Genomic DNA, 26,636 nt, shown 5'->3' with positions numbered 1-26,636 from the left:
ATAGGGGGCCTTTTGCAAAGCCCACAGCAAATATATCGATAGTACTAATCTATATTATATTTTTCTTTGAAGTTCATAAGAGATATGTTGTATTTGTACACCTTGCTGAAATAATCAAGCTGCTTGGATTCAAGCGCCATATATTCATTCTCCACATCCAATATGGTTGCGTATCCAGATTCATATTCTTTTACTTTTGCACTGTACTTCTTCTGCTGATGCTCAACCTCTTCTGCCTCCATACCGATTTCTCTCGCCGAAAGCTTGAGTACTGCCAGTTCCTCAGCAAGCTCCTTTTCAAGGGTCTTCATGGCGTTTTCAAGGTTGAACGCGTTTTTTTCATACTGCGCCTTTTTTATCTTTGTATCAAGATTTATGTCCGTATAGTATGAGAGCGACTTCTGGTAGTCGATTCTTGAAATTTCCGTAGTCTTTTCAAGGCTTAAAAGAAAATAGTCGCTGCTGCCAATATATTCAATGATTTCATCCACTGAAACGCTCTCCAAGTCAAACCCTTCAATCTCAAAGGCTCCATTCAAAATTTCCACTTCGCCTTTAAAGTCCTCTCCAACGAGAATGTTTAGCCCATACCCCGTACTCTCCATATCTATGGCTGCCTTTTCAAGTTCAATTTCCTTTTGCCTAAATGACATTTCCACCTGTTCATATTCGAATTTGGATATATAGCCTGCATCCAGCTTCACAATCGCCTGCTCCAGAAGCTCTTTTGCAGTATCCAACGATTTTTGCATTAGCTTGACCTTTTCCGTGCTGTACAAATAGTCATAATACGCCTTTTTTATCTCTATCGTTTTTTCATCCAACATATTTTTATGCGATATGTCCGCCAAAAGCTCACCATAGTGTATCTGTGCTTCAAGTGTTTGAACTTCAAACTGGGAATAGGACGACTCGTCCTTCAGATCCCCAAGCTCCCTTTTGAGTTTTTCTATCTCTGCATCACTCTTTTCCAGTTCAAGCCCCGAAAGTATCACATCCGGGTTTTGCTGTATGCTCTGCTCCACGACGCTCTCTATGTAGCCGGCTTCTTCCTGTGCAAACGAAGTAATTCCACAGCACGCAAATACAGCCGCCACGCCCAAAACCGCAGCCGCCCTGCTTAAAATCCTCTTCAAATCGATCACTCCCTTGTTTTTATTGTACCAATTGACATGTTGTCTCCTTACTACATGCTACATATCTTTTGTAATGGTTTTATACTGGATTTGTGATGGTTTTATGATTTATGCCACTCTTTTATTCAACACCGCATGTTATTGTGGTATATTCTCAATAGAGGACATTTGACCCTTAATTTTGTACTTGTGCAAGCGTATGTTAATATATATCCGATAGTGCTTTGCGAGCTGCCTGCACACGAGAATTTTCACATACCATTGCGTAGATTAATATTTGAATGGATGAAAGGAGCCTGTTTTACATGGATAAAATAAATGTTTTGATAGTTGAAGACGAAGCCCTTTTAAGGTCCGCCGTCAAAAAATATGTGGAGCGCGAAGGATTTTCAGCGCTTGAGGCCGAAGACGGCGAAATGGCGATAGAAATATTCGAGTCTGCAGACGTGGACTTTGTGCTGCTCGACATAATGATTCCCAAAATAGACGGCTGGTCCGTAATGAGAAGGATAAGGCAATCGTCAAATGTTCCCGTTATAATGATGACCGCAAGGGGCGAGGAGTACGACAAGCTCTTTGGCTTTGAACTGGGAGTTGACGACTATGTTGTGAAGCCCTTCAGCCCAAAAGAGCTCATGGCCAGGATGAAGGCCGTATTAAAGAGATCCAGCGCTTCAAGAGACACCAAAAGCAGCAGCCTGAAAATCGGCAGCCTTGAAATCGACATAGATTCAAACGAGGTTCTCCTCGACGGAGTCGAGCTCAGACTTACTCCTAAGGAATACGACCTATTGGCTTTTTTATGCCAGCACGGGGACATGGTCTTTTCACGCGAGCAGCTTCTGAACAAGGTCTGGGGCTACGACTTCTTCGGGGACCTTAGAACGGTTGACACGCACATAAAGCAGCTCCGTGAAAAACTCGGCGACAATAAGACTTTTATAAAAACCGTATGGGGAAAAGGCTACAAGTTCAAGGCGGGTGAATAGTTTGAAAAACATACTTTCAAAGCTCTGGCTTTCCATAACCGCAATGGTAATGCTGATTCTCATAGTAATATGGTGGTTCAACATATCCCTTTTGGATAAATTTTATCTACAGGACAGGATAAACAGGCTATATGAGAAGGGAGAAGCCATTGCCCAGATGCTCGAGGATAGTGACCTTGAAAGCTTGAAATCACTTAAAATGAAAGCCCTTCCCGTAAAGCCAATGCTCCGTCCTGTAGACGATGCCGCCCGCATTAGGTCTGCCGCAGGAAACGTTCCCGGCATTCCACCCGACATTAAAAATGGCATAGTAAATACCGACACATTCTACTATGTCGACCTACACAACAGAGCCGTGCTCTACAAGAGCCTTTCACTTCTTCTGAAGAGACCTGTCGAAAGCATAGACGAAATACACAAAATCAACACGAGCCTGAACAGGGGAGAAAAGTTCAGCCAGAAGCTTTCATCCGAAAGCGAAAAAAGGTTCCATACAATAGTGGTTGGTGTGCCTGTACAGAAAAATGGAAAAACGGTTGGATATCTAATATTTTTTTCACTGGCCAAAATCATAAACGAGACCACGGCCATACTCAAAAAGCAGTTTGCCCTGATAGCCCTGATATCAATAGCCGTATCTTCGCTTTTTGCATTCATGCTGGCAAAATATTTCGCAAAACCTCTGCTGCTTATAAAATCCGTTTCCGACTCCATATCCAAAGGCCGATACGGAATGCAGGTGAGCGTTAAAAACAACGACGAAATAGGGCTTCTTGCAAAGAGCATCAACAGGATGTCCAGAGAGCTCGCCAAGATAGAAGGCCTTCGAAGGGACTTCATTGCAAATGTGACTCACGAATTCAAGACCCCTTTGAGCGTTATAAAGACATACTCCGAAATGATACGCGACATAGACATAGACGACAAGGAGAGTATTTCATACGACGCAGGCGTAATACTCGACGAGACCGAAAGACTCAACTCAATGGTTTCAGACATGATATACCTTTCAAACATCCAGTCTGACAATTCCAGCCTGAGCCTGGAGAAAATAAATGTATGCGACATATTCAGGGACATAATGGACAGGAGCATAAATGCGGCGTCAGCAGCCGGAATCAGCCTGCTAAAGGAATGTGCCGATCCTGTATTCATAGAGGCCGACAGGGAGAAGATAACAAGATGCCTTATGAACTTCACGGTAAACAGCATAAACCACACTCCAAGCGGCAAAAGCATATACCTCAGGGCCGCCAAAAATAGCGACGGCTCAGTAAGAATAAGCGTGCAGGACGAGGGCTGCGGAATATCCGAGTCCGACATTGCCCATATATGGGAGCGCTTTTACAAGGTTGACAAGGCCCGAAAATCCGGCCCCAAGGGGACAGGGCTCGGGATGTCAATAGCAAAGGACATACTTGACATGCATGGCTTCAAATGCGGGATATCCAGTAAAGAAGGCGAGGGCACCACCGTGTACTTCAATACGAAATCCGTCCAATAGCTATCCTGTACTGCTGTGTTGTAGATGTTTTGAAAAACGCACTCCGCATGCAAGTCGGCTATAAAAATTTAAAATGCATATTATCTGCAGCGAGGCTGATTTCAGATTTGAAATCAGCCTCGCTTTTTCATCTTTTTTTCACATATGCATCATATTTTCATCATATTTTGAGTTTATATTGTAGATAACATATAAAATACCAAGGAGGCAGTAAAATGAAAAAAATATCATTAATGATGGCAATGCTAGTAATTTCTCTTGTGACGGCAGGATGTATGCAGTCAAAAGTGGAAGAGGAAAAAATCGAAGACGATGTCACAGTTCAAACAGTCGAACAAACCTCTCCAGATCCACTTGAAGAAGAATCCCAGGCAAGCGAGGAACCATCCGAATCATCTGATTCAAATGTTTCAAGCACCAATACAGATAAGGCTCCAGCAGCAACTGCAGCGCCTGTTAAAAAGTCAAGCTCTGTTCAAACAGACAACAAATCAACCACTAACCAATCACCTGATTCTAATGCCAGTGCAAACAGGGCTTCTGAAGAAAAAGTCGCAGACTCTTCAAAGCTAGAAAACAAAGAAGCCGTTTCAGGGGATGACATGGCTCAAAAACGTGGTGATATAAGGGCTGATCTCGACAAGCAGGTAGAAGATGGGACACTGACGCCTGAGGAGAGAGACCAAATGCTTGAAGATATGAAATCTCGCAAAAAGAATCGCAATTAAAAAATCAATATGCAGCAGGGGGAATCCATTTCAAGGATTCTCCTTCCATTCACCAGGACGAGAAAGGAGAACATATGCTTAAAAAAATAATTTCTCACAAATACGCCAAAAAAATATTCTTGATTTCAGCTGCTGCGCTTGCAGTTGCCGTTATAATTTTATTTAGGCCTGGTTCAGACACCGAGGAAGCCTCGCAGAAGACATTTACAAAAACATTCGCCGCTGAAATTGGAAGCATAAAGGATTCATTCACTTCAAACGGCTATGTAGAACTTTCCACATATGACATATCATTCGATAGAGCCGGGATCATAAGCACCGTGAATGTCAGCGAAGGGGATTTCATAGATTCAGGCACTCTCATAGCATCTCTAAGCAGCGAAGACTACGAAAGCGCCGTTGCAACCCAAAATAACTCTCTCGACCAGGCAAAGCTCTCTTATCAAAAAAACAGCCAAAGCAGGCAGCAAAATATCCAGTCACTCGAAAACTCTCTTCTAAGCGCAAAAAACAATCTTGAAAACGCGCAGTCTGAATACGACATGGTCTGCAGTATAGAAGACGCCTATTCAGACATTGTGATAGACCAAAAAAGACAGGCTTTGGAATCTTGCCAGCTTCAGTACGACATAGCCCTTGACAAATACAATGCCGAAAAAAACAGCTCTGTAGACGAGCAGATTGATATCCTGTCAATTGAAAAGGCCGAGGAAAACCTGAAAAACGCCCAGGACGACCTTCAAAAATCAATGATATATTCACCTGTCTCAGGGACTATAGTTGACATAAGCAAAAAAGAAGGCGAGAGAATAACTGAAGACGACACATTCATAAGGATAACAAGCGACAACAGCCTCTCAATAAAAACCGACGTTTCTGAAATCGACATATCAAAGGTCAGTCTGGGTATGCCTGTGCAGATAAGCTTCAACTCCCTTGGCAGAAAAACCTATGACGGAACGGTTGAATTCATAGACCAAATAGCCACAGCCAGCAACAACGGCACGGTGACATACGAGGTCAGCATATCCATATCACAAACCGAAGAAATGGTTAAAGACGGGATGAGCTGCACTGTGGAATTCATAACGAGCCAGCTTGACAACGTACTCATGGTGCCCCGCAAGGCTCTTTCAAGAACGAGTTCAGGCAACCAGTACGCGGTAACTGTAGTAGGCGCCGAAGGCGAAGAAAATGAAAAAATCGTAGAGGTTGGACTTATGACTAGCATGTACGCTCAAATCACCGGCGGACTTTCAGAGGGTGAAAATGTCAAGGTTTCAGTAAATCTTGACAGCTCAGGCGGAAAAAGCGCAATGAGAACGGCCCCAGGCGGCGGAAATGGCGGACACTAGAAGGGAGGATTGCCATGAGGCTTTGTGAAATACTAAGAAGCGTAATAATAAACATAATGCAAAACAAGGCGAGGGTATTCCTCACAACACTTGGCATAATAGTCGGATGTGCCACCATAATAATGGTAATAGGCATAGGGAACCAGTCTAAAATAGATGTAGCCGAAAAGTTTTCTTCGCTAAATGCACAGAGCATAACTGTGATGTCCCAGAGAAATTCGGATGAAAAACCATCCGAAGACGACTTGGAGCTTTTAATCAAATACTCGTCTTTAGCCGAAGACATAACCATAAACAACTCTTCAAATGCAACACTGTCATACAAAACCGACTCTGTAGAAGCATCAGTGAAGGGTGTATATGAAAACTATTTTGCCATAAACAGTCTCGAAATAGAGTCGGGCTCCCTTTTGTCAGGCGATGACATAGAAAAAATGTCAAAGTCTGCTGTCATAGGAAGCGACGTAGCCGCGGAACTTTTCACCGTCGAAGGCCCTTCAGACAGTGAGATTCTCATAAACGGTCAAAAATACACGGTATCCGGGGTTCTAAAGAGAACTGGAAACAGCTCAAGCGACCTTTGTGCATATATACCTTATGATGTCATGAAGTATTATGTAGGAGGGCCAAACTCGTCAACCCAGATAACCGCACTAGCCCCTTCGATAGAAGATGTAATGGAGCTTCAGACAGAAATCGAAGGACTTTTGACACTTAAGTACGAAACCAACCCCTTCTGGATAAGGGACGTGGGCAGCGTACTTGAGGCCGCCACAGAATCCGCCAGCACAATAGCCCTGCTGCTTGCCTCAATAGGAGTCATAGTTCTAATAGTCGGAGGAATAGGAATAATGAACGTGCTTTTCGTATCTGTGAAGGAGAGGACCAGGGAAATCGGAATATTGAAGGCTCTCGGCGCAACCAGAAGGGACATCCTCCTTAGCTTCCTTTTTGAATCACTGATAATAAGCTTTATAGGCGGCATACTTGGAGTATTGTCTTCAGTCACTCTCATTCCCGTACTCAAAGTGTTTGAAATAAAGCTTCTGCTTACTCCGGGCGCCTTCATAATAGCCCTTGGGTTTTCGCTTATTGCAGGCACTTTGTTTGGATACTACCCCGCCCTTCAGGCTTCAAATCTCAAGACAATAGACGCATTAAGATATGAATAGGAGTGATAAAGTGAAAGAGCCTATAATAACGCTTCAGAACATAAAAAAGTCATACTCCATGGGGAGCCAGGAGCTTCAAGTCCTAAAAGGGATAGACCTTGAAATATACGAAGGCGACTTTTTGGCAATACTAGGGCCTTCCGGAAGCGGAAAGTCTACGATCATGAACATAATAGGCCTCATAGACAGTCCCACTTCAGGCAAATATATATTCAACGGCGCCGAGGTATCATTTGAAAACGACTTTAGCCTTTCAAAAATTAGAAACCAGACGATAGGCTTCATATTCCAAAAGTTCAACCTGCTTTCTAAATTCAACGCTCTTGAAAACGTCGAAATGCCCCTTTTGATAAGAGGATACACGCGAAAAAGCGCCAAGCCCCATGCGGTAAAGGCCCTTGAATCAGTGGACCTTCTGGACAGAATGCACCACAAGCCTGTAGAGCTTTCAGGCGGCCAGCAGCAAAGGGTTGCCGTGGCAAGGGCCCTTGCCGCAAATCCAAGCATACTGCTCGCAGACGAGCCCACCGGAAACCTCGACTCCAAATCTGAAAGCGACATAATGGAGCTTTTTAAAAAGCTCAACCAAGAGGGAAAAACCATAATACTCATAACTCACTCCCAAGAGGTTGCAAGCATTTGCACACGGGTTATTACAATAAAGGATGGGGAAATTGTAATCACTAAATAGACTTCAAACAAATCCATATGGCAGGCGAAAATAAAAGTGAGGAATTCCATATTTACAAGGGGCCTCATTTTTATTTTCACCCGTCTATTTAAACTTAATATTTCCTTAAATTTATAAATATTACTACAATACTCCTTCATATTGTAGTAATATTTACTCATGTAATAATATTATATTAACAGGAGGTAATACTGTGTTTAAAAAACTTACAAGCATGATTCTTGCAATTGTCATGGTACTTTCTCTATCGACAGTTGCTTTTGGTCAAGAAGATGTGGAGACGTCTCCAGCTAAAATCAAATTTAACAAGGAATACCTATCATTCACTTCGGAACCTTTGTCAATCGATGGAGAGGTATACGCTCCATACAAGGAACTGTTCAAGACTTTCGGAATAGATGGAAGCTATTCTTACTCTACAAAGAAAATAACTGGTGAAAAAGACGGAGTGAAAATAGAGCTTTCATCAAATGACACCATTATGACAGTTGAAAAAGACGGAGCAAAAGAAGATGTAGACCTTTACGTTGACTCAATAGTCAAAGTAGACAATGAAATGTACGTGCCTGTATGCGACATTCTTTCTACATTCGACATAACTTGCGGATATTCATTTAGTTCAGATGTTGACACAATTGTTGTTTTAGACTTTTCTGAAATAGACAAGAAGTTTGAAAACGACTCATCTCTTTCTAACTACAGAAAACTTCTTGAGATGTCCAACTCTTTCGAAAAGGGAAGCATGGACGTAGTATACGATGTGAAGGGATCTTACACGGACGCTGAAGCCAAGAAATATGATTTTGCAGGAAAATTGAAGGCTGACATACTTGTGAACCTTCCTCGCATGGCTGCAGACATGTCTTTCGAGGACATAGCTTTCTCCCCTGCGACTGATGAGTCCGCAATGGCTCTTGCCATGATAAACGGAATGAAGTATTCAATGGTCATGGACGAAGAAAACATGTACGTTAAGATGTCTATGCTTGGAGACCAGTGGATGCAGCAGCCGCTTGACTCTGCAGGAACTATGGACATGGGAATGCTTATGCAAAACAGCGCTGTGAAAAAGCCTTCTCAGCTGCTTAAGATGATATTTGCATCAAGCTATGACCTTGACGTGAACACTTATGAAAATGTTGAAAAAGGATATGAAATATTCAAGGAATTCTTCAAAAATGAAAGAGTAAAAATATCTAAAAAGGGAAGCAAGACTACAGCATCTTTCTCAATAGACAAAGAAGATGTATCTGATTTCATAAGCACTCTAGTTGCTGAATTTGCTCCTGAAGACGAGACTGACAAGTCTATGGCTGAATTCGAAGAATTCATGAAAACATCCGAGTTCAATATCTCTTTCAACTACGTTTACAGCAATGACAAGCTTGACAGCTACGACATGGCTGTAAAGCTAAAAATGGACATGCCAGAAGAGCAAGGCGCTGTTGACGTTGATCTAAAAGTTACTGCAGACGTTGAAGCCAAGGATGTAACTATAGAAATACCTGAAGTTACTCCTTTTGAATTCCCTGCTTATGAAGATGAGTATGAGTATGAGTATGAAGAAGCGGCTGATGCTGATGCCGTAGTTGAAACTGAATCTGCCAACCAATAAAATAGCTTTTATAAATCAAATAAAAAAACTCGTCCGTCATGGATGAGTTTTTTTATTTGCAATCATACTTCCTATTGAAAATAGAGCATATGCTCGCTGAGTTGCTATATGGTTTTACATTTTAAAAAGGTTCAAAAGCACCCCTGCTGCAACGGCAGATCCTATAACACCTGCCACATTAGGCCCCATCGCGTGCATGAGAAGAAAGTTTGAAGGGTTGGCCTTTGAGCCTTCCTTTTGCACAACCCTTGCAGCCATAGGTACCGCTGAAACACCAGCTGCTCCTATAAGCGGGTTTATCTTTCCGCCTGTCATCCTGTACATAACCTTTCCAAACAGGACTCCCGAAGCCGTTCCCACTGAAAACGCGGCAAGTCCAAGTGCTATTATCCCAAGCGTTTGCACTGTAAGAAAAGTGTCTGCATTGGCCTTGGCCCCTACTGTAAGCCCAAGTATTATAGTTATTATATACATCATTGGCCCTTGTGCGGTTTCAACAAGCTTTGGAACCATTTCTGACTCCTTTATGAGATTCCCAAACATCAGCATCCCTACAAGAGGTGCCGAAGACGGAAGCAGAAGTATTGTAAATATGGCAACAACTATTGGAAATACTACCTTTTCAGTCTTTGATACAGGCCTTAGCTGCTCCATCTTAACGCTTCTTTCCTCTTCTGTAGTCAAAAATTTCATTATAGGAGGCTGTATTATAGGCACAAGCGCCATGTATGAATATGCAGCAAGTGCTATCGGTCCTAGAAGGTCTTTTGCAAGCTGGCTTGTAAGATATATCGCCGTAGGCCCATCCGCTCCTCCTATTATCCCTATAGATGCCGACTGTGGCCCTGTGAACTTAAGCAGTATTGCTCCGACGAATGCGAAGAATATACCAAACTGGGCAGCTGCCCCAAGAAGTATGCTCTTGGGGTTTGCTATAAGGGGTCCAAAGTCAGTGCTGGCTCCCACGCACAGGAATATTAGTGGTGGATATATCCCAAGCTTTGTTCCCATGTACAGGTAGTGTAGCAGCCCATCATCCCCCATAATTCCTGTGTTTGGAAGGTTTACAAGAAGCATTCCAAATGATATTGGAATTAAAAGATATGGCTCATACCCCTTCTTAACTGCAAGGTATAAAAATACACATGCTAGTGCTATCATAATAAGTTCTTTATATGTCATGGACACAAATCCCGTTGCGTTCCAAAACTGTGTAAGCATCTGTCCCATTTCAGGCTCCTTTCATATTCTTTCATTTATCAATGTCTTTTAAATTAAGCTATGTCAAGCAGCGCCTCTCCTGAAGAAACAGAGGCCCCCTTTGCAGCCTTTATGGCCACTATCTTTCCATCCTTTGGAGCCACTATCTCATTTTCCATCTTCATTGCCTCAAGAACCATTATTACCTGTCCCGACTTAACCGCATCCCCTTCTCTAACTTTTATATCAACTATTGTTCCAGGCATAGGTGCGCTTATTGCCTCTGCTGAGCCACTTGTCGCAGAAGGCTTTGGTGCAGGTGATGAGTTCGCTGTGTTTGTCTGTACATTTGAAGATGACGCCTGAACTTCTCCCATTTCCTCCACTTCAACCTCATATGCCATTCCATTGATATTTATTCTATATTTTTTCATTTTTAATTCCTCCCAGTCATTAAAATTTTTATGGTTGCTTAGCCTAGTCTTCTTATGCTCTTTATCCTTACATTCCTTTTGCCTGAGTTGTCGCTGAAAAGTATCGATGCAACAGCTACTGCGGCCAAATCCTCATCGCTTTGAGGATTTAAAATATCCACGTATCCAGCTTTGCCCGATTCTTCGCATTTTGACTGTGCAGCTGGCTGTTCGGATATCTTCTCACTTTTCTTGTTGAGCCCTCTCTTATAAAATATAACACCGAAAAGCTCCAATATTTGACATATTACGAACAGCGCCACAAACACCACTGTCATACTGAGTCCTGTCACCTTCAAAGCCTGGGTTAGAGTTACAGATTCGCCAAGCATTCTTTCACCTCTCTATCGAGACAATTATATTGTCATAATAATTTATATGTCTGCATGTCAAGCAGCTCTGATTTTGTTCAAATTGAAAGTCTATTTTTACCCTATTGTCACATTTATGTCTATTATTCCATCTTCAGCTGTTCCTTCGTTTTTCCTGTCCTCGAAAAACTTTTTCGCCACCTGTGGGAAAAGCGCATATGAAAGTACGTCCTCTTCGCTCTCATACAGCCCTTCAATCTCTCTTTTGATGTCATCCATGCTCTCGTCTATAAGGTCTGCCGGTCTTACAGTTATAACCTCTTCGTCCCCTATTATCTTCTTTCTTACGCTTTCTTCTATTTCAACAGGAGCCTTTCCGTAAAGCCCCTTCACGTACGCCTTTATCTCCTTTGGCACAAGCTTGTATCTCTCGCCTGTTAGCACATTGAACACAGCCTGAGTTCCCACCATCTGGCTCAGCGGAGTCACAAGCGGCGGGAAGCCAAGGTCTGCCCTCACCCTTGGAACCTCTGCAAGCACGTCTTCATACTTGTCCTGTGCATTTTGCATCTGAAGCTGTGAAAGAAGGTTGGAAAGCATTCCCCCTGGAACCTGGTAGCTGAGAGTCTTTGGCTCTGTATAGAGCACCTTTATGTTGAGCGTTCCGTTTTCAACGTATTTGTCCCTTATGGGCTTGAAATATGCCGCCACCTCATTTAATGCTTCTATGTCCAGTTCCGGATTCCTCTGAGTTTCTGAAAACGCCATCGCGAGAGGCTCTGTAGGAGGCTGTGATGTCCCTCCCGAAAGAGGCGATATCGCCGTATCTATTATGTCAACACCGGCCTCAACCGCTCTCATGTATGCCATAGACGCTATGCCGCTTGTGCAGTGGTTGTGAAGCTCTATTGGAAGGCTCGTGCTTTCCTTTAGCCTCTTTACAAGCTCATATGCGTTATTGGGAGTTAGTATTCCAGCCATGTCCTTTATGCATATGGAGTCGGCACCCATATGCTCCATCTCCCTGACCTTGTCCACATAGTAATCAAGCGTGTGGACTATGCTTGTAGTGTATGATATCGCACACTGGCAGTGCCCGCCCTCTCTTTTTATAACCTTCATTGAAGTTTGAAGATTCCTCACGTCGTTCAAGGCGTCGAAAAGCCTTATTATGTCTATTCCGTTTTCAATTGACTTTGATATGAACCGGTCCACTATCTCGTCCGAATAATGCCTGTATCCAAGAAGGTTCTGACCCCTAAGGAGCATCTGGAGCTTTGTGTTTTTGACCCTCTTTCTTATCTCCCTCAGCCTTTCCCAGGGGTCCTCGTTCAAGAATCTAAGGCACGAGTCGAATGTAGCTCCTCCCCAGACCTCCATTGAGTGGTATCCTACTTTGTCCATTGTTTCAAGAATCGGCAGTATCTCATCTATCCTAAGCCTCGTTGCCATTAGGGACTGATGGCCGTCCCTGAGCCCGGTTTCAGTTATACTTAGCTTGTTCACAGTATCACCTCTTTCAGTTTCAGCATAATTATGCATCCATTGCCTTTTCAATTCTTTCAAGCCCTTCCATTATGTTGTCAAGCGATGTTGCGTATGAAAGCCTTACATAGCCTTCGCTTCCAAATCCTATTCCAGGCACTACGGCTACCTTTGCGCTGTCAAGAAGGTAGTTTGCAAAATCCATTGAATTTTCTATTTTGACTCCGCCTATTTCCCTTCCTAGTATTTCTTTTATGTTCATCATCACATAAAATGCTCCTGCAGGCTTTGTGCAAGAAACTCCATCTATGCTGTTTATTCTGTCCGCCATGAAATTCCTTCTCTCGTCAAATGCCTTCTTCATATCTTTAAGTATGCTCTGGTCTCCATTTAGAGCCTCAATGCTCGCATACTGGGCTATTGTGTTTGGATTTGAAGTGGCATGGCTCTGTATGTTTTCCATCACTCTTGTTATCTCCCTGTTTGCAGCCGTATAACCTATCCTCCATCCGGTCATGGCATAGCATTTGGAAACGCCATTTACGACTATTGTAAGCTCCTTTATCCTTTCTCCAAGCGATGCAATGCTTATGTGTTTTCCTTCATATATGAGCTTTTCATATATTTCGTCTGATATCACATATATATTGTTTTCCACTGCTATTTTGGCTATCTCCTCAAGCTCGTCATTTGTATAGACCGCACCTGTCGGATTGCTAGGGCTGTTAAGTATCAGGGCCTTTGTGTTCTCATTTATGGCAGCCTTCAGATCATCTACCGAATACTTGAATCCGTTTTCTTCACAGGCCTCTACAAATACAGGGTTTGCATCCGCCATTTTCACAAGCTCCGGGTAGCTCACCCAGTATGGCAGCGGCACTATGACCTCATCTCCCGGATTGCATATCGCCTGAAGCGCATTTGAAAGCGAATGCTTTGCTCCGCAGGATACAACTATGCTTTCTGGCTCATATGAAAGGCCGTTGTCCTTTTTGAGCTTTTCACATATAGACTCCTTGAGCTCCAAAAGCCCTGATGCTGCCGTGTATCCAATGCTACCTTCTTCAATTACCTTTATCGCAGCCCTTCTTATGTTTTCAGGGGTTTTAAAGTCTGGCTCTCCCGCTCCAAAGCTTATAACGTCTTCTCCGTCGCCCTTCATCTTCTTTGCCTTCGCAGTTATTGCAAGTGTTACCGATGGAGCTATGCTCATATTTTTAGTAGATAGATTCTTTTTCATAATAACCCTCCTTCAAATTTATAGCTTGTCAGTCGGCAAGCTTTTTCTTTATGGCATTATTTTATCAATATGCTCCTTTTTAGTACATAGATAAAATAATGCTTTTATCTCTTTTTCCCTTTTATTGTTTTCAAAAAATCAATTTTTTCTTTTTATATTATGGGTTATCGACCGAAAACCTTTTGTTTTATTAGGAAGGATTTTGTCGGATTTTGAATGCTTTTTTTCATTCCCATATGTAAAATATAACCATTTCAAACTTCCATTTCTAGCTCGTACGATGATCCGGCTAAACATCTGATCTTCCATAAAATAAAAAAAGGCCCCTCGGACCTTTTCACGATATGTGTATATATGGATTTCAGCTTACAATATCATTATGTTGTTTTTATGTCATCTCAAATACCCTTAAACTATACATACCTGTCTTTCAACAATATTTTCTTTTTAAAAGCCTATCTGGACAGCCACCAGCATGAATAAAACCTGCAAAACACACATGACTCCAAACAATGGGCTTATAAACTTGTACCATTTTCCTATCGGTATACCCATAAGCCCACATACTATTGCACATGACGTAGGCCAGAACATATTTGAAAAACCATCCCCAAAATGGTAGGCAAGTACGGCAGTTTGCTTGCTAAGACCTATTATTTCGGCAACAGGAGCCATTATTGGCATTGTAATAGTAGCCTGGCTAGATGAACCTGTAATAAAAAAATTTATTACATTTTGCGCCCCCAGCATGCCAAGTGCTGAAATATACTTGCTCTTCCCATTCAAAAAAACAGACAGATAATAAACAACAGTATCTGAGATCATTGCATCCTGCATAGTCAGCAAAATCCCTCTGGTAAGCCCTATGACTATCACCGAGCTCACCATGCTTTTAGTTGATTCTATGAATGTCTTGCATATTTCCGTTGGAGTATATCCTCCGGCAAATCCTGCAAAAATCATCATCATTAAAAACATTGCGGCTATTTCATTTATATACCATCCCAGCTGGGTTGTCCCATAAATCAACACACCAATAGTAATAAAAAACAAAATACCGCAAAGCTTTTGCCTGAGCGTAAAATTAAGGTGTAAAAGTTCATTTTCATCTTTTATCACTGGACCTTCAGCTTTCACCCCAAACATTACTGATTTTTCTGGGCTGTTTTTCACTTTTTTCGCATATTTCATTACATAAGCTATTGATATGCTCTGAAATACCGCAAAAATTATTATCCTAAATCCTAGCCCTGAGAACAATTCAACACCTGCAATGCTTTGCGCAATACCTATGGAGAATGGATTTATAGTTGCTGCTGCAAACCCGGTTGCAACTCCTATAAAAACTATCGCTCCACCCACTATAACATCATATCCAAGAGCGACAGACATTCCAATAAATACAGGAACCAGTCCGTACACCTCCTCGTAAATTCCCATTGTAGATCCAAGTATTCCAAATGCAAACATTGACAGCGGTATAAGATACTGGATTTTATCCCCCATGCTCCGTATAAGCAGCCCCAAAGCCGCATCCATAGTTCCATTTTTTATAAGCATGTGTACAAATCCATATGCGAATATTATAAGAAATATTATGTCAGACGCATCAACATATCCACGCTGAACCGCCAGAAACAAATCAAAAAAACCTGGAGGATTTCCTTGTACAGGAGAGAATGTACCCGGAACTACAACCATTTTCCCACTTGCAGCATCCTTGATTCTCTCATACTCTCCAGATGGCAAAGCATGAGAAAATGCCGCTACAGCTATCAGTATCAGCGATATTATCACATATGTGTGTGGCATTTTCAGTTCAAACCACTTTCTAGCAGTCGCTTTCTCCATAGGCATATCCTCCTCATAAAAGCTTTTGCATAGCTTTATGCCAAAACATCCTGTCCTTCGATCCATACCTTCACTGCCTTTGATTTGTAATCAAACGGATGCGTGTCCCAAACTACAATATCTGCATCAAATCCCGCCTTTATTTCTCCCTTTATATCCTGTATCCCAAGCACTTCCGCAGCATTTTTAGTTATGGCCTTAAGCCCTTCTATTTCAGGCAAGCCCTCTTTTACAGATTGTGCAGCATATACAGGCAAAAAGTATATCGGCGTGACATCATGGTCTGCCGTGATGCAAATTTTAACACCTGCTTTGTGAAGAACTGCTGCTGTTTTAAACGTCCTGTTTAAAGACTCACTCTTGGACCTCGGATAAAGTGACGGCCCCAAAATTACAGGATAGTCAAATTTTGATATGTAATCTACAATCAAATGTCCATCTGTGCAGTGCACGAGCACAAGCCTTACATCATATTCCCTGGCAATCCTTATTGCCGTGCATATATCATCAGCACGGTGGGCATGAACCTGGAAAGGTACCTTTTTATCCAAAACCAGCAGCATGTTTTCCATGCCAATGTCGGTTTTAAAATACTCATTTGCCTTCATCGCTTCGTGCTTATTATGCCTGTAATCAATTGCATCCTCAAGACATTTTCTCAGAATATAGGCCGTACCCATTCTGGATTTGTGACCAAGTCCAGCAGTTTTAGGATTTTCTCCAAAACTACACTTCACAGAAGCCTTTCGCGTTATCACCATTTCATCTGCGACATTCCCCCAAAGCTTCATTGTCGAAAAGACGCCGCCTACAACGCTGTCGCTTCCCGGTCCTGTGCATGCTGTTGTTATACCTGCTTTTACAGCCGATGTGATTGCAATATCGTATGGATTAAATGCATCTATCGCTTCAAGATATGGCATAAGCGCATCCGAATAGTCGTTACAATCATCCCCTATAGATCCAGCCCCCTCTTCGCTCACGCCTATGTGCGAATGTGCATCTATCAATCCGGGTGTTATATACATTCCACTTGCGTCGTAATATGTTTCAGCCTCAATATTTTCAGATACTTCTAAAATCTTCTTTCCTTCAATCTTTATGTCCTTTTTTACAAATCCACCTTCCTCAAAAATCAAAACAAATCCATTTTTTATAACCATGCAAATCACCTCTGCTCAATTTTTTGTATTTCCCGGGCTTTTGCCCACACGCAAGAATATAGGCTAAAGTTCAACCTTAACCTATATTCTCAACATATTGTTTTTTAGAAACCAATCGCCACTGCCACTGCCATAAATACAATCTGCAGTATTACATATATTCCAAACAGCGGGGCTATGAACTTGTACCATTTGTTGAGCGGAACACCCATAAGTCCGCATTCAAGCGCACATGCGGTCGGCCAGAACATATTCGAATATCCGTTGCCAAATTGATATGCCAGAACTGCCGTTTGCTTGCTCAATCCTATAAGTTCTGCCGCAGGAGCCATTATAGGCATTGTTATTGTAGCCTGGCTTGAGGAACCTGTTATAAAGAAGTGTATTATATTCTGAAGCGCTAGCATTCCAAATGCACATACATACTTGCTTTGTCCTTCAAGGAATGATACAAGATAGTACACAATCGTGTCCGATATCATCGCATCTTGCATTATCAAAAGTATTCCTCTTGTGAATCCTACCACCAGCATAGACGAAACCATGCTTCTTGTAGACTCTATGAATGTCTTGCAGATTTCTGTAGGCGTGTATCCGCCTGTAAATCCGGCAAATATCATCATCATGAGAAACATTGCAGCAATTTCATTAATATACCATCCAAGCTGTGTAGTGCCATAAAGCAATGTCCCTATCGTGATAAAAAATATTCCAAGGCAAAGCTTCTGCCTTATTGTCATAGATGTGTTTTCAAGCTCTTCTGTGCTCTTTCTATTTGCAATCTCCGTTTCAACGCCGTACATCACTGATTTTTGGGGATTGTTTTTAACCCTGTGTGCATATCTCATCACATAAATTATGGCCGTAAGCTGGAAAAATATAAATATAATCACTCTGAAGGCTACTCCAGAGAACATCGGCACACCTGCTATGCCTTGTGCTATACCTACTGAAAACGGGTTTAATGTTGCAGAAGCAAAGCCCGTCGCAACACCGACGTAAACTATGGCCCCGCCGACGACAACATCATACCCCAGCGCTATTGCGATACCTATAAACACCGGGATGAGCCCGTAGACTTCCTCGTAAATACCCATTGTAGAACCTAAAAAACCTACCGCAGTCATACAAATTGGTATGAGCCAGTGAATTTTGTTTCCCATAAGCTTTATAAGAGATCCCAAAGCTGCATCCATTGTTCCGTTTTTTATCAATGTATATACAAATCCGTATGCGAATATTATAAGGAACATTATGTCAGACGCATCTATGTATCCCCTTTGCAGTGCTAGGAATATTCCGAAAAATCCCGGGCTTTTTCCTGAAATGAATTCAAAGCTCCCTGGAACAACAATCATTTTACCCGTTACCACATCCTCGACTCTTTGATATTGCCCCGATGGAATGATATATGTGAGTGCTGTCATCACAATCAAAATCATGGACAGTATTACATACGTATGTGGCATCTTAAATTCAAACCACTTCTTCTTTTTCTGTTCAATATTCTCTTTAATTTTCCTTTTTTCCATAAGACCCTCCTGTTTTTAAATCTCAAGTGCAATCAAGCTGCAAAGATCTTTGCTTTTCAACAGTTTATTGAATTGCTCTTTATAATTATAAATGTTAAAGCAACTTGAATGTCAACGCTTTTCATGCTATAATTGTCGTAAAAAATCGAAAGTTGGAGGATTCTCATGTCAAATATATTTAATATTCGTGAAATTGCAAAAATTCTAGGGGTTTCTGCTCCTACACTAAGATACTGGGAAAATGAAGAGATTTACACCGTGCATAAAAACGAATGCAACAACTATCGTGAATATAACATGACAGACCTTATTAAACTTGCAGACATTACATTTTACCGCAGTCTTGGCATACCAGTTAAAAAACTAAAAAAGTTTGAAACACTGAAACTTGAAAACACAGAGAAAATACTCAAAAGTTTAAATAGCGATATAAATCAAAAAATTCTTGAATATCAGCAAATGCTAAACAAGGTCAAACTCAAGCAGCTTCATATAGAAGAAATACAAAATCTCAACGGTATAGACTATGTGTATGAAGATATAGCCATAGAAAAGGTAGTAAGATTTGAATATACAGAAAAGGATAAAGTCTCGCGCTATATAGACGACACATCCTGCTATGTCAAGTTCCAAAACAGTTCTGACTTGTCTGCCGAAATAAGGGGCATTGTAGTTGAAAGTGATTATATTGATGACAATGTATTATGGGAAAATACCCATAGCCAAAAATTTGCAGTTTTTCTCGTAAAGGAAATCGCAAGCCAAGATTACGTCAATAACATGAAAGAAAAAATAGACCTTATAAACAAAAAACATAGAACCGGCATAATTCTAGCCCAATTTCTACTGACCGCAAATTACAAAAATAAGCAGGTGGATTTTTTAAAGGCCTATGTGGAGCTACTGGACTGACAATCAGCTTGAATCCCTTGGAAATATTTACCCCGCTGCCGTTTTGTGTCCCTATAAGTGTGCACATTTTCTTTTTCAAAAAAAAAATCAGGGCACACAGGAATCCTAATCCTATATGCCCCAATAAATTTTTGAGTTGAGTGTGTGGTCAACATCGTGGTTTAGTTAAAGTGACAGCGCTTGTCTGTCACAACTGTTTCAGTATATCACCACGCCCCGTATGAGTACATATATTTTATAATTTAAAAAGCATATTTTGGTTTTTAAAATTATTTTTTTTTGCTATTTATTTAATTTAATTGTTAAATATCCTATTTAAACTTTATAAAATTAATTCATCATGTGCGCACAGTTGTATCTTATATGTATACGGGTGGTTGTGCAAATTTGCATCAAACTTATCTTATCTGTAATCCTTCTCTATCCTATATATTGCTCTTCTTGTATTCTATTGCACGGTATACTCCCTTAAATATAAAATATAGAAGAACTACGATTTGTACGCATTTTGCAGCAATTCTGTTCATGCTTTCTTCAAATATATTTGCTAAAAAATATAAACTGCCACATATAATTGCAATTAATATACTGTCATATGCTTTTTTCATTATTTTTTGCATGGTGCTCTCCTCCTCGCTACCCTTATAAAATTAAACCAGCCTTTATTTGCCTGCTATATTTTTTTATTATATTCGTACAAACTATAGAATATATAAGGCTCCAAATAATGTTCATAAATTACAATCCAATTATATTTTACCATATATGTCGATTCATTTTCGTGCCTCATGAAATCACACTGCACATACTCTGGCATAAAAATATAGCAAGCACACACTAAAAAACCCCTCGAAGATTTTAATTTCTTCGAGGGGTTCCAATCTGTTTCGCCACGTTTAGTATCGTTTATATTTCATTTTGATAGTATTATTTTCAATCGCCTTTTACGATGCACATTCGGCAGAAGATTCCGAATCAAGTACATTTTCAGTTGCAGCCACTACCACTGTCGCAGAAGCGTCTCCTATTACGTTTACACTTGTTCTTGCCATGTCAAGAACCCTGTCTATTCCAGCTATAAGCGCCACGCCTTCAAGCGGAAGCCCTACCGACTGAAGCACTAGCGAAAGCATTATAAGCCCTGCTCCAGGAACCCCGGCTGTTCCTATTGAACCAAGAGTCGCAGTAAGAACTATGGTACTCATCTGCCCCATCGTAAGGTCTATTCCGTACACCTGTGCCACGAACAAAGCGCATACTCCCTGGTAAAGAGCCGTTCCGTCCATGTTTATGGTTGCTCCAAGCGGAAGCACAAAGCTCGCTATCTTGTCTGGAACCCCAAGATTGTCCTTAACCGACTTTATTGTAACCGGAAGAGTTCCCGAGCTGCTCGTAGTACTGAATGCCGTAAGAGCCGCTGGCATTACTCCCTTGAAGAACTTCATAGGGCTGATTTTGGCCGTAAGCGTAACCGCCGTCGAGTATACTAGCAAGGCATGTACAAGACATCCTACATATACCGCTATTACCACCTTTATAAGTGGTATAAGAACCGCAGGTCCGTTAGTTGCAACTACGGGTGTTATAAGTCCGAAAACTCCATAAGGCGCAAGTTCCATTATGAAAGCTGTAATCTTGTACATTATTTCAGCAAGGCTGTCAAAGAAGTCCACAAAAGGCTTTCCTTTTTCTTCCGGGATAGATGTAACACCTATTCCAAGGAACAGCGCAAACGCTATTATCTGAAGCATATTCCCTTCCACAAGCCCCTGCAGAGGGTTTTTAGGTATTATGTTAAGAAGCGTGTCTATAAGCGATGGTGCCTCACTCGCCGCTGCCGCCGCCTCTACAGGTATGCTGAGTCCCGCCCCAGGGTTAAGCACCTTTCCACAAACAAGACCTATTGTAACTGCAAATGCTGTAGTAACCATATAATAGCCCATTGTCTTTCCGCCTATCCTTCCAAGCGTCTTTACATCTCCGATACTCGCCGCTCCAACTATAAGCGAAGAGAATACCAGCGGAACTATTATCATCTTTATCATGTTGATGAACAGCTTTCCTATCGGGTGTATAAATGTTGTGGCTATATCAGGACTTCCTCCAAGTGCAAGTCCAGCCGCAACGCCGGCTACAAGTCCCAAAAGTATCTTCGTGGTGAGACTCATTTTTTTCTTTTCTTTCATTTTCATTCCTCCCCTTAATTGATTCACACACTCGAGATGGACGTTTTTTGAAAATTCAAAATATTAAACCATGCGCCCTTCCCCCACTCTTTTCGGATTAAATTTCTCCATTAATTTCAAGTGCTAAGTTAATGTTAACGCATTCCCTACATATTACTACTCAATAGTTCCAAAACATACTTCGAAGGTTTTGAATCGTCGCAATATTCCGCTTTCGGCTCCTGTGTTTGTGATTGTTTGAATGTATATACCAAAAATTATTCATATTTCTTTTTTTGTACACGCACACCTGCTTTGAAAGAGCAGCTTTGTAAAATCCAAATCCTCAACAGTTCAGTTGAATACAAAAAATCCGCCCAGGAGGACGGATTTTTCTTTCACTATATATACACATCTGTTATATGTCTGTTTTGCAATATTCACTGCACCATAGTCTATTTGATCTTAACCTTGTACTGGACAACTTTTGGATTCGGGAAATTGTCTACTATGTCTACTTCGATGTCGTTTTCAACAAAGTATTTTTTCGTCTTGTCTATGACCCTCGTTATGTCCTCTGTCCCTATGTCGAAATAAAGCCCTATGTGAGGGTACGGTATTACAGTGAAGCTGTTTTCCCTGAGCTTGTCAGCCGTCACAATCGTGTGCATTATGTGCTCTTTCACATACGCTATATACTGGTCCTCCCTGTTCTTGTCAAAATAGTCACTGAGCCTTTCATTTTTGTTCTTTTGGATCTGCTCCTGTATCCCAATGGACTTTTCTATTTCAGTTCTCATTCCCACAAAAATCCCTCCCCTTCATGCCTCTTCTTTTATTCAACTATAGTTTTTTGTTTGTGTTTGATTTTCTATTTTCAAGCCAAGTCTCTATAAGAGAATATATTACAGGTATTACTATCATGGTAAGGAAAGTCGAAACTATGAGCCCGAACATGAGTGATATTGACATAGGCGCAAACAGGCTGCTTCCCGAGATGGCAAGCGGCGCAAGCCCTATCACGGTAGTCGTTGCGCTTAGTATTATGGCGTTAAACCTCTTTTCAACCGCGTCCACGCACGATTCGTCTATCGAGTGGCCCTGCTTTCTAGCCTCGTTTATATACTCTATAAGGAGTATCCCATTTTTAACTACAAGTCCTATAAGGGCTATTATACCCAGGAACGCCGTGAGCGAAAGAGGCTTGTTGAATATGAACAGTCCCACAATAGAACCTATAAGCGAAAGCGGCACCGTTGCAAGTATCACCACCGGCTGCACAAAAGAGTTGAACTGGACTACCAGTATCACATATATGGCGAATATGGCAAACATGGCCAATACACCTACTACTCCGAAGTTTTCAGCTATGCTCTCCCTCTCACCGTCGAATTCAACATTTGTACCCGATGTATCGACATTCGGCAGTATCTCTTTTTCTATACTGTCTTCTATTTCAGCAGCGTTGAATCCCGGAAGCTCCTCGGCTTCAATAGTCACCGACTGCTTTTTGTTGTATGTGTATATCGTGTCTTCCTTCTTGCTGTACTCGACTTTTGCAAACTGCTTCAGGGGAATCTTGCTCCCTGTGATCGAGGACGCTATCTCAAGGTTTTCAAGCTGATCCACGCTGTCTATATTGCTTTGCACCTTTATGCCGTACTCGTTTCCGTCCTTCCTGAACACAGACGATACCTTTCCGTAAAGCGCCACGTTTATCTGGCTTTGTATGTCGTATTTGTTTATTCCAAGGCTGCTTGCCTTTTCTTCGTCCACATTTACGCTGAGCTCGTATGTGCTGTCTTTCATGTTGTGGCGCACATTTTTTGTCCCCTGCATTTTTGTGATTTCGTCTTTGAGCATGTTCGAAACTTCCCTGAGCCTGTCCGGGTTGTCACCAGACACCCTAAGGACTATCTTGGCTCCCGGCTCGGCATTCGCCAGAAGGTTTACAGAGCATTTCCCCGCGGATATGTTCTCATCCAGAAGGTTTTGTATGTGATCTGTAAATTCGACATTGCTTTTGAACCTTCTGCCGCCTTTCTTTCCGAGGTCGAACTTGCAGACCAGCTGTCCAAAATCGCTCGAAGGCGTTGCAAGCGGAGCTGAAATATAGTATTTCGGAACCCCGTTTCCAACTGCTACGGTATAGCTGGTTATCTCAGGCTCGTTTGAAAGGAGCTTTACAACTTCGTCAGTAAGTTTTTCAGTCGCCTCTATGCTTCCCGCATTCTCGCTAGTCATGTCTATGTAGAAGAGGTCCTTGTCTACATATGGGAAGAATTCGGATGGAAGGCTCGGCATTAATATTTGAACCACCAGTATGAGTATTATGAAAGTCGAAATAACCGTGGTCTTTTTGAAGCTTAGCGCCTTTTCAAGCGCATTCTTGAAAAACAGCCTTATCCTGTTTTCCTTCTCGGCCTTCTCCCTTTTGTTCTTTTTAAACACAACAGCCGCCATTGCAGGAGTTATGAACATCGACACTATGTAGGCCGCAATAATTGATATTATGAGAACTTTCGGAATGGCACCCAAAAATTCCCCCGCAGCTCCGGGCATCCCCATTAGTGGCGAAAATGCCGCTATCGTGGTAAGAGTGGCCGTGAATATCGGTATTGAAGACATTACAGTCGCATTATAAGCCGCATCCAGCTTTGCCTCCCCATCGTCCATTCGAACCTGTATGGTGTCGCTTATGACTATTGCGTTGTCGACAAGTATTCCCAACGCTACTATAAGAGCCGTAAGCGACATCTGGTGTATGTATATCTTTTGAAGGTACATTACCCCGAAAGTCATAAGTATTGAAAGCGGTATGGCAGCAGACACCACCACTGCGTTTCTCATTCCCATTCCCAAAAACACTACGACTATTACAAGCATTATCCCTTCAAGCAGGTTTATCATGAAGTCGTTTACCGATTTGCTGACGTCGTCCGGCTGGTATATGACCTCTTCGACAACAATATCCTCGGGAAGCTGCGCCTTCACCCTGTCAAGGGCGGCCCTCACGTCCTTTCCTATTATTACTACGTTGTTCCCCTTTTCAAAATATCCCGTGAGAAGGACAGAGTTAAGGCCGTTTTGCTTGTATTTTTCAGAATCGTCCTCAAGGTCCATTTTGACATTTGCAACGTCCGAAAGCCTGGTCACGACTCCCGATTCCCCCGAGACCCCTATTATTATCTCTTTTATGTCGTCCACGCTGGTGTATATTCCCGGAGTTTTGACTGTGATCTCCCCGGATTCATATTTAATGCTTCCCGAGGGTATCTCTATGTTTTGGGCCTGTATGATGTCTGAGACATTGCTTGTGGAAAGCCCTATCTGGTTGAGCTTTGCAAAGTCTATATCGACCTTTACCTGCTTTTCAACCTCCCCTTCTATCTCAAACTTGCTTATGCCCCGTATCCCGGCAAGCTCATTCTTGAAAAGCTCCCCGAATGAAGCAAGCTGCTCGTAAGAGTAGTTCTCGCCCGAAAGACTTATTATCATCCCTGCCGTTTCAACAAGATCCGTGTTTATCTCCGCCACAAAAGCCCCGCCTGGAAGCTCTGCTTGCGCATCAGAAACAGCGTTTCTCACATCCTGCATGGCCTTGTCGTAATCCGTCCCCACTGTAAACATGGGAACTGTTATCGAAAGCCCCTGGTTGGATATGCCTTCTATATTGTCTATTCCATCAAGCTCCGAAAGCTCTTCTTCTATTTTGGATGTCACAAGGTCGTTTACGTCCTTTGGCGATGCCCCCGGATACGGCGTTATTATCATAGCTGCCGGAAATGACACGTCCGGGCTTTCCTGCCTCGGAAGCACGTAATACGAATACATTCCCACAAACGCTATTATCGCCGCTAAAAACAGGGTTACCCTTCTTTCCTTTATGAGCTGCTTTATTAGCTTGTTCAAGTTTTATTCCCCCTGTTCCACAATGTTTACTTTAGAACCGTCGTTGAGGTTCTTCATTCCGCTTACCGCCAAGAGCTCTCCCGAGTCGACTCCGCTGACCATAACCCTGTCTTCGTGGTTTTCCATCATCTGCACTGTCCTTTTGAAAGCCCTGTCATTGTCCACTATGTATACGTAATTTTCGCCGTCTGAGAATATCGAATGCATAGGAACCCATACACCCTGCTTTTCTCCTACGTCAATTGAAACCTTCGCTATCATTCCGAGCCTGTACTTCCCATCGCTTACTCTTATTTGGGCCTTGTATGTCCTTGTCGCCATATCCGGAACCTCGTCTATCGACTCCACTATCCCGCTGGCCTTCTTTCCGTCCACGTCCACCATTGCAGCAAGTCCCACTTTGACGTCATTGAGGTCTCCCTGGGCCAGTCCTATGTTTACAATCTGGTTCATGCTCCTTAGAGTAACTATGCTCGCGGAAGCGCCAACCCTCTCCCCTTCTTCAAATGCTATATCCGCCACTATGCCGTCCTGCTTTGCATATATAGATGACTCCTCGAGCAAAGTCTGCTTGTATGAATAGTCCGCCCTTGCGCTTTCATACTGCGAGTTGGCCTGGTTGTAAGATGCCCTCGCAATGTCCCTTTGAAGCCTTACCTGGTCGAGCTGGTCTTTCGATATGCCTCCCGACTTTTGAAGGCTGTCCATCTTTTCAAGCTGCTGCTCGCTGTATTCGAGCTGGTCCTTGGCCTTTTTTATGTTTTCCTGGACCGAATTCATATTAGCAGCAGCTGCCGAAAGCTGGAAATTTATATCCTGAGTATCAAGCTGAGCAAGAAGCTCTCCCTTACTCACCCTGTCGCCTTCCTCAACATACATCCTTGCTATCTTCCCCCCGGATTTGAAGCTGTAGTCCACTATGTCCTTTGAATCCACAGTTCCCACGTAGCTCAGAGCCACTGGATTTTTTGTGTTCTTGACCGCTTCAACCTGCACAGCCCTCGTCTTTTCCTGAATATCTGGCTCCTGAGCCTTTGCGCACGCCGACATGGCTATCATAACAACGCACATCATAAGTAGTGTAAGTCTTTTTTTCATAATGCTTCCTCCTCAATATTATAAATGAATGTTTTTTCATTAATGGTCAAAAAAATAATGAATGAATATTTTTTCATTAATGGTCAAAAAAATAATGAATGAAT

General features: G+C 42.2%; 22 protein-coding genes. 8 read left to right on the top strand and 14 right to left on the bottom strand.

The features are described 5' to 3' along the window. Nucleotides 1-44: 44 nt before the first annotated feature. Nucleotides 45-1,136, bottom strand: a complete 1,092-nt coding sequence (locus BUQ87_RS10815) for a TolC family protein (protein WP_038264299.1) — start codon at nucleotides 1,134-1,136, stop codon at nucleotides 45-47. Between the two features lie 305 nt (nucleotides 1,137-1,441). On the opposite strand from BUQ87_RS10815, the gene BUQ87_RS10810 reads away from it, so the two are divergent. From BUQ87_RS10810 to BUQ87_RS10780, 7 genes are all read left to right on the top strand, one after another. Next, complete coding sequence (locus tag BUQ87_RS10810; RefSeq protein WP_038264302.1) at nucleotides 1,442-2,125, top strand: response regulator transcription factor; 684 nt, start codon at nucleotides 1,442-1,444, stop codon at nucleotides 2,123-2,125. A gap of 1 nt (nucleotide 2,126) precedes the next feature. Continuing rightward, nucleotides 2,127-3,629, top strand: coding sequence for a sensor histidine kinase (locus BUQ87_RS10805; protein WP_038264304.1), 1,503 nt, complete (start codon nucleotides 2,127-2,129; stop codon nucleotides 3,627-3,629). 242 nt (nucleotides 3,630-3,871) lie between these two features. Next, entirely contained in the window at nucleotides 3,872-4,357 is a 486-nt protein-coding gene (locus BUQ87_RS10800) for a hypothetical protein (protein WP_159434324.1), read from the top strand. A 74-nt stretch (nucleotides 4,358-4,431) separates the two neighbouring features. Continuing rightward, nucleotides 4,432-5,712, top strand: coding sequence for an efflux RND transporter periplasmic adaptor subunit (locus tag BUQ87_RS10795; protein WP_038264309.1), 1,281 nt, complete (start codon nucleotides 4,432-4,434; stop codon nucleotides 5,710-5,712). 14 nt (nucleotides 5,713-5,726) lie between these two features. Beyond that, nucleotides 5,727-6,884, top strand: coding sequence for an ABC transporter permease (locus tag BUQ87_RS10790; RefSeq protein WP_038264311.1), 1,158 nt, complete (start codon nucleotides 5,727-5,729; stop codon nucleotides 6,882-6,884). 10 nt (nucleotides 6,885-6,894) lie between these two features. Continuing rightward, nucleotides 6,895-7,575, top strand: a complete 681-nt coding sequence (locus BUQ87_RS10785) for an ABC transporter ATP-binding protein (protein ID WP_330391340.1) — start codon at nucleotides 6,895-6,897, stop codon at nucleotides 7,573-7,575. A gap of 193 nt (nucleotides 7,576-7,768) precedes the next feature. Beyond that, nucleotides 7,769-9,190, top strand: coding sequence for a stalk domain-containing protein (locus BUQ87_RS10780; protein WP_038264316.1), 1,422 nt, complete (start codon nucleotides 7,769-7,771; stop codon nucleotides 9,188-9,190). 114 nt (nucleotides 9,191-9,304) lie between these two features. Here BUQ87_RS10780 and BUQ87_RS10775 read toward each other — a convergent pair whose 3' ends face one another. The 8 genes from BUQ87_RS10775 to BUQ87_RS10740 all read right to left on the bottom strand — a co-directional run bounded on the left by BUQ87_RS10775 (nucleotide 9,305) and on the right by BUQ87_RS10740 (nucleotide 18,445). Further along, nucleotides 9,305-10,420, bottom strand: coding sequence for a sodium ion-translocating decarboxylase subunit beta (locus tag BUQ87_RS10775; RefSeq protein WP_038264318.1), 1,116 nt, complete (start codon nucleotides 10,418-10,420; stop codon nucleotides 9,305-9,307). Between the two features lie 44 nt (nucleotides 10,421-10,464). Further along, nucleotides 10,465-10,824: a biotin/lipoyl-containing protein gene (locus BUQ87_RS10770; RefSeq protein ID WP_038264320.1), complete on the bottom strand. Its 360-nt coding sequence runs from the start codon at nucleotides 10,822-10,824 to the stop codon at nucleotides 10,465-10,467. Nucleotides 10,825-10,862: 38 nt separating this feature from the next. Continuing rightward, a complete protein-coding gene (locus tag BUQ87_RS10765; protein WP_038264322.1) occupies nucleotides 10,863-11,195 on the bottom strand; it encodes an OadG family protein in 333 nt (110 codons plus the stop codon). 96 nt (nucleotides 11,196-11,291) lie between these two features. After that, complete coding sequence (locus tag BUQ87_RS10760; RefSeq protein WP_038264682.1) at nucleotides 11,292-12,680, bottom strand: oxaloacetate decarboxylase subunit alpha; 1,389 nt, start codon at nucleotides 12,678-12,680, stop codon at nucleotides 11,292-11,294. Between the two features lie 28 nt (nucleotides 12,681-12,708). After that, a complete protein-coding gene (locus tag BUQ87_RS10755) occupies nucleotides 12,709-13,899 on the bottom strand; it encodes a pyridoxal phosphate-dependent aminotransferase (protein ID WP_038264325.1) in 1,191 nt (396 codons plus the stop codon). Nucleotides 13,900-14,346: 447 nt separating this feature from the next. Next, a complete protein-coding gene (locus BUQ87_RS10750; protein WP_038264327.1) occupies nucleotides 14,347-15,750 on the bottom strand; it encodes a YfcC family protein in 1,404 nt (467 codons plus the stop codon). Between the two features lie 35 nt (nucleotides 15,751-15,785). Continuing rightward, entirely contained in the window at nucleotides 15,786-16,913 is a 1,128-nt protein-coding gene (locus BUQ87_RS10745; protein ID WP_038264329.1) for an amidohydrolase family protein, read from the bottom strand. Nucleotides 16,914-17,017: 104 nt separating this feature from the next. Continuing rightward, complete coding sequence (locus tag BUQ87_RS10740; RefSeq protein ID WP_052636086.1) at nucleotides 17,018-18,445, bottom strand: YfcC family protein; 1,428 nt, start codon at nucleotides 18,443-18,445, stop codon at nucleotides 17,018-17,020. A 165-nt stretch (nucleotides 18,446-18,610) separates the two neighbouring features. On the opposite strand from BUQ87_RS10740, the gene BUQ87_RS10735 reads away from it, so the two are divergent. After that, complete coding sequence (locus BUQ87_RS10735) at nucleotides 18,611-19,357, top strand: MerR family transcriptional regulator (RefSeq protein ID WP_038264332.1); 747 nt, start codon at nucleotides 18,611-18,613, stop codon at nucleotides 19,355-19,357. A 425-nt stretch (nucleotides 19,358-19,782) separates the two neighbouring features. Here the strand turns inward: BUQ87_RS10735 and BUQ87_RS10730 are convergent, their stop codons facing one another. From BUQ87_RS10730 to BUQ87_RS10710, 5 genes are all read right to left on the bottom strand, one after another. Then, complete coding sequence (locus tag BUQ87_RS10730; RefSeq protein ID WP_038264334.1) at nucleotides 19,783-19,977, bottom strand: hypothetical protein; 195 nt, start codon at nucleotides 19,975-19,977, stop codon at nucleotides 19,783-19,785. A gap of 324 nt (nucleotides 19,978-20,301) precedes the next feature. Then, nucleotides 20,302-21,543 carry a dicarboxylate/amino acid:cation symporter gene (locus tag BUQ87_RS10725; protein ID WP_330391339.1) on the bottom strand — a complete coding sequence of 414 codons (1,242 nt, stop codon included), beginning with the start codon at nucleotides 21,541-21,543 and terminating at the stop codon, nucleotides 20,302-20,304. A gap of 434 nt (nucleotides 21,544-21,977) precedes the next feature. Next, entirely contained in the window at nucleotides 21,978-22,328 is a 351-nt protein-coding gene (locus BUQ87_RS10720) for a hypothetical protein (RefSeq protein ID WP_038264337.1), read from the bottom strand. Nucleotides 22,329-22,365: 37 nt separating this feature from the next. Further along, entirely contained in the window at nucleotides 22,366-25,434 is a 3,069-nt protein-coding gene (locus BUQ87_RS10715; protein ID WP_038264339.1) for an efflux RND transporter permease subunit, read from the bottom strand. A 3-nt stretch (nucleotides 25,435-25,437) separates the two neighbouring features. Next, nucleotides 25,438-26,532, bottom strand: a complete 1,095-nt coding sequence (locus BUQ87_RS10710; protein WP_038264341.1) for an efflux RND transporter periplasmic adaptor subunit — start codon at nucleotides 26,530-26,532, stop codon at nucleotides 25,438-25,440. Nucleotides 26,533-26,636 lie beyond the last annotated feature (104 nt).

Origin of the sequence: Peptoclostridium litorale DSM 5388 (assembly GCF_900141635.1) — a bacterium.
In the GTDB taxonomy this organism is placed as follows: domain Bacteria; phylum Bacillota; class Clostridia; order Peptostreptococcales; family Peptostreptococcaceae; genus Peptoclostridium; species Peptoclostridium litorale.
This window is presented reverse-complemented; position numbering and strand designations above follow the sequence as displayed.

What these genes read in the sequence shown, in the direction of transcription:
- BUQ87_RS10730 (WP_038264334.1), bottom strand. Translation starts at nt 19,977, where the DNA reads ATGCAAAAAATAATGAAAAAAGCATATGACAGTATATTAATTGCAATT.
- BUQ87_RS10755 (WP_038264325.1), bottom strand. Translation starts at nt 13,899, where the DNA reads ATGAAAAAGAATCTATCTACTAAAAATATGAGCATAGCTCCATCGGTA.
- BUQ87_RS10725 (WP_330391339.1), bottom strand. Translation starts at nt 21,543, where the DNA reads ATGAAAGAAAAGAAAAAAATGAGTCTCACCACGAAGATACTTTTGGGA.
- BUQ87_RS10735 (WP_038264332.1), top strand. Translation starts at nt 18,611, where the DNA reads ATGTCAAATATATTTAATATTCGTGAAATTGCAAAAATTCTAGGGGTT.
- BUQ87_RS10740 (WP_052636086.1), bottom strand. Translation starts at nt 18,445, where the DNA reads ATGGAAAAAAGGAAAATTAAAGAGAATATTGAACAGAAAAAGAAGAAG.
- BUQ87_RS10795 (WP_038264309.1), top strand. Translation starts at nt 4,432, where the DNA reads ATGCTTAAAAAAATAATTTCTCACAAATACGCCAAAAAAATATTCTTG.
- BUQ87_RS10765 (WP_038264322.1), bottom strand. Translation starts at nt 11,195, where the DNA reads ATGCTTGGCGAATCTGTAACTCTAACCCAGGCTTTGAAGGTGACAGGA.
- BUQ87_RS10745 (WP_038264329.1), bottom strand. Translation starts at nt 16,913, where the DNA reads ATGGTTATAAAAAATGGATTTGTTTTGATTTTTGAGGAAGGTGGATTT.
- BUQ87_RS10790 (WP_038264311.1), top strand. Translation starts at nt 5,727, where the DNA reads ATGAGGCTTTGTGAAATACTAAGAAGCGTAATAATAAACATAATGCAA.
- BUQ87_RS10800 (WP_159434324.1), top strand. Translation starts at nt 3,872, where the DNA reads ATGCTAGTAATTTCTCTTGTGACGGCAGGATGTATGCAGTCAAAAGTG.
- BUQ87_RS10710 (WP_038264341.1), bottom strand. Translation starts at nt 26,532, where the DNA reads ATGAAAAAAAGACTTACACTACTTATGATGTGCGTTGTTATGATAGCC.
- BUQ87_RS10775 (WP_038264318.1), bottom strand. Translation starts at nt 10,420, where the DNA reads ATGGGACAGATGCTTACACAGTTTTGGAACGCAACGGGATTTGTGTCC.
- BUQ87_RS10810 (WP_038264302.1), top strand. Translation starts at nt 1,442, where the DNA reads ATGGATAAAATAAATGTTTTGATAGTTGAAGACGAAGCCCTTTTAAGG.
- BUQ87_RS10770 (WP_038264320.1), bottom strand. Translation starts at nt 10,824, where the DNA reads ATGAAAAAATATAGAATAAATATCAATGGAATGGCATATGAGGTTGAA.
- BUQ87_RS10750 (WP_038264327.1), bottom strand. Translation starts at nt 15,750, where the DNA reads ATGGAGAAAGCGACTGCTAGAAAGTGGTTTGAACTGAAAATGCCACAC.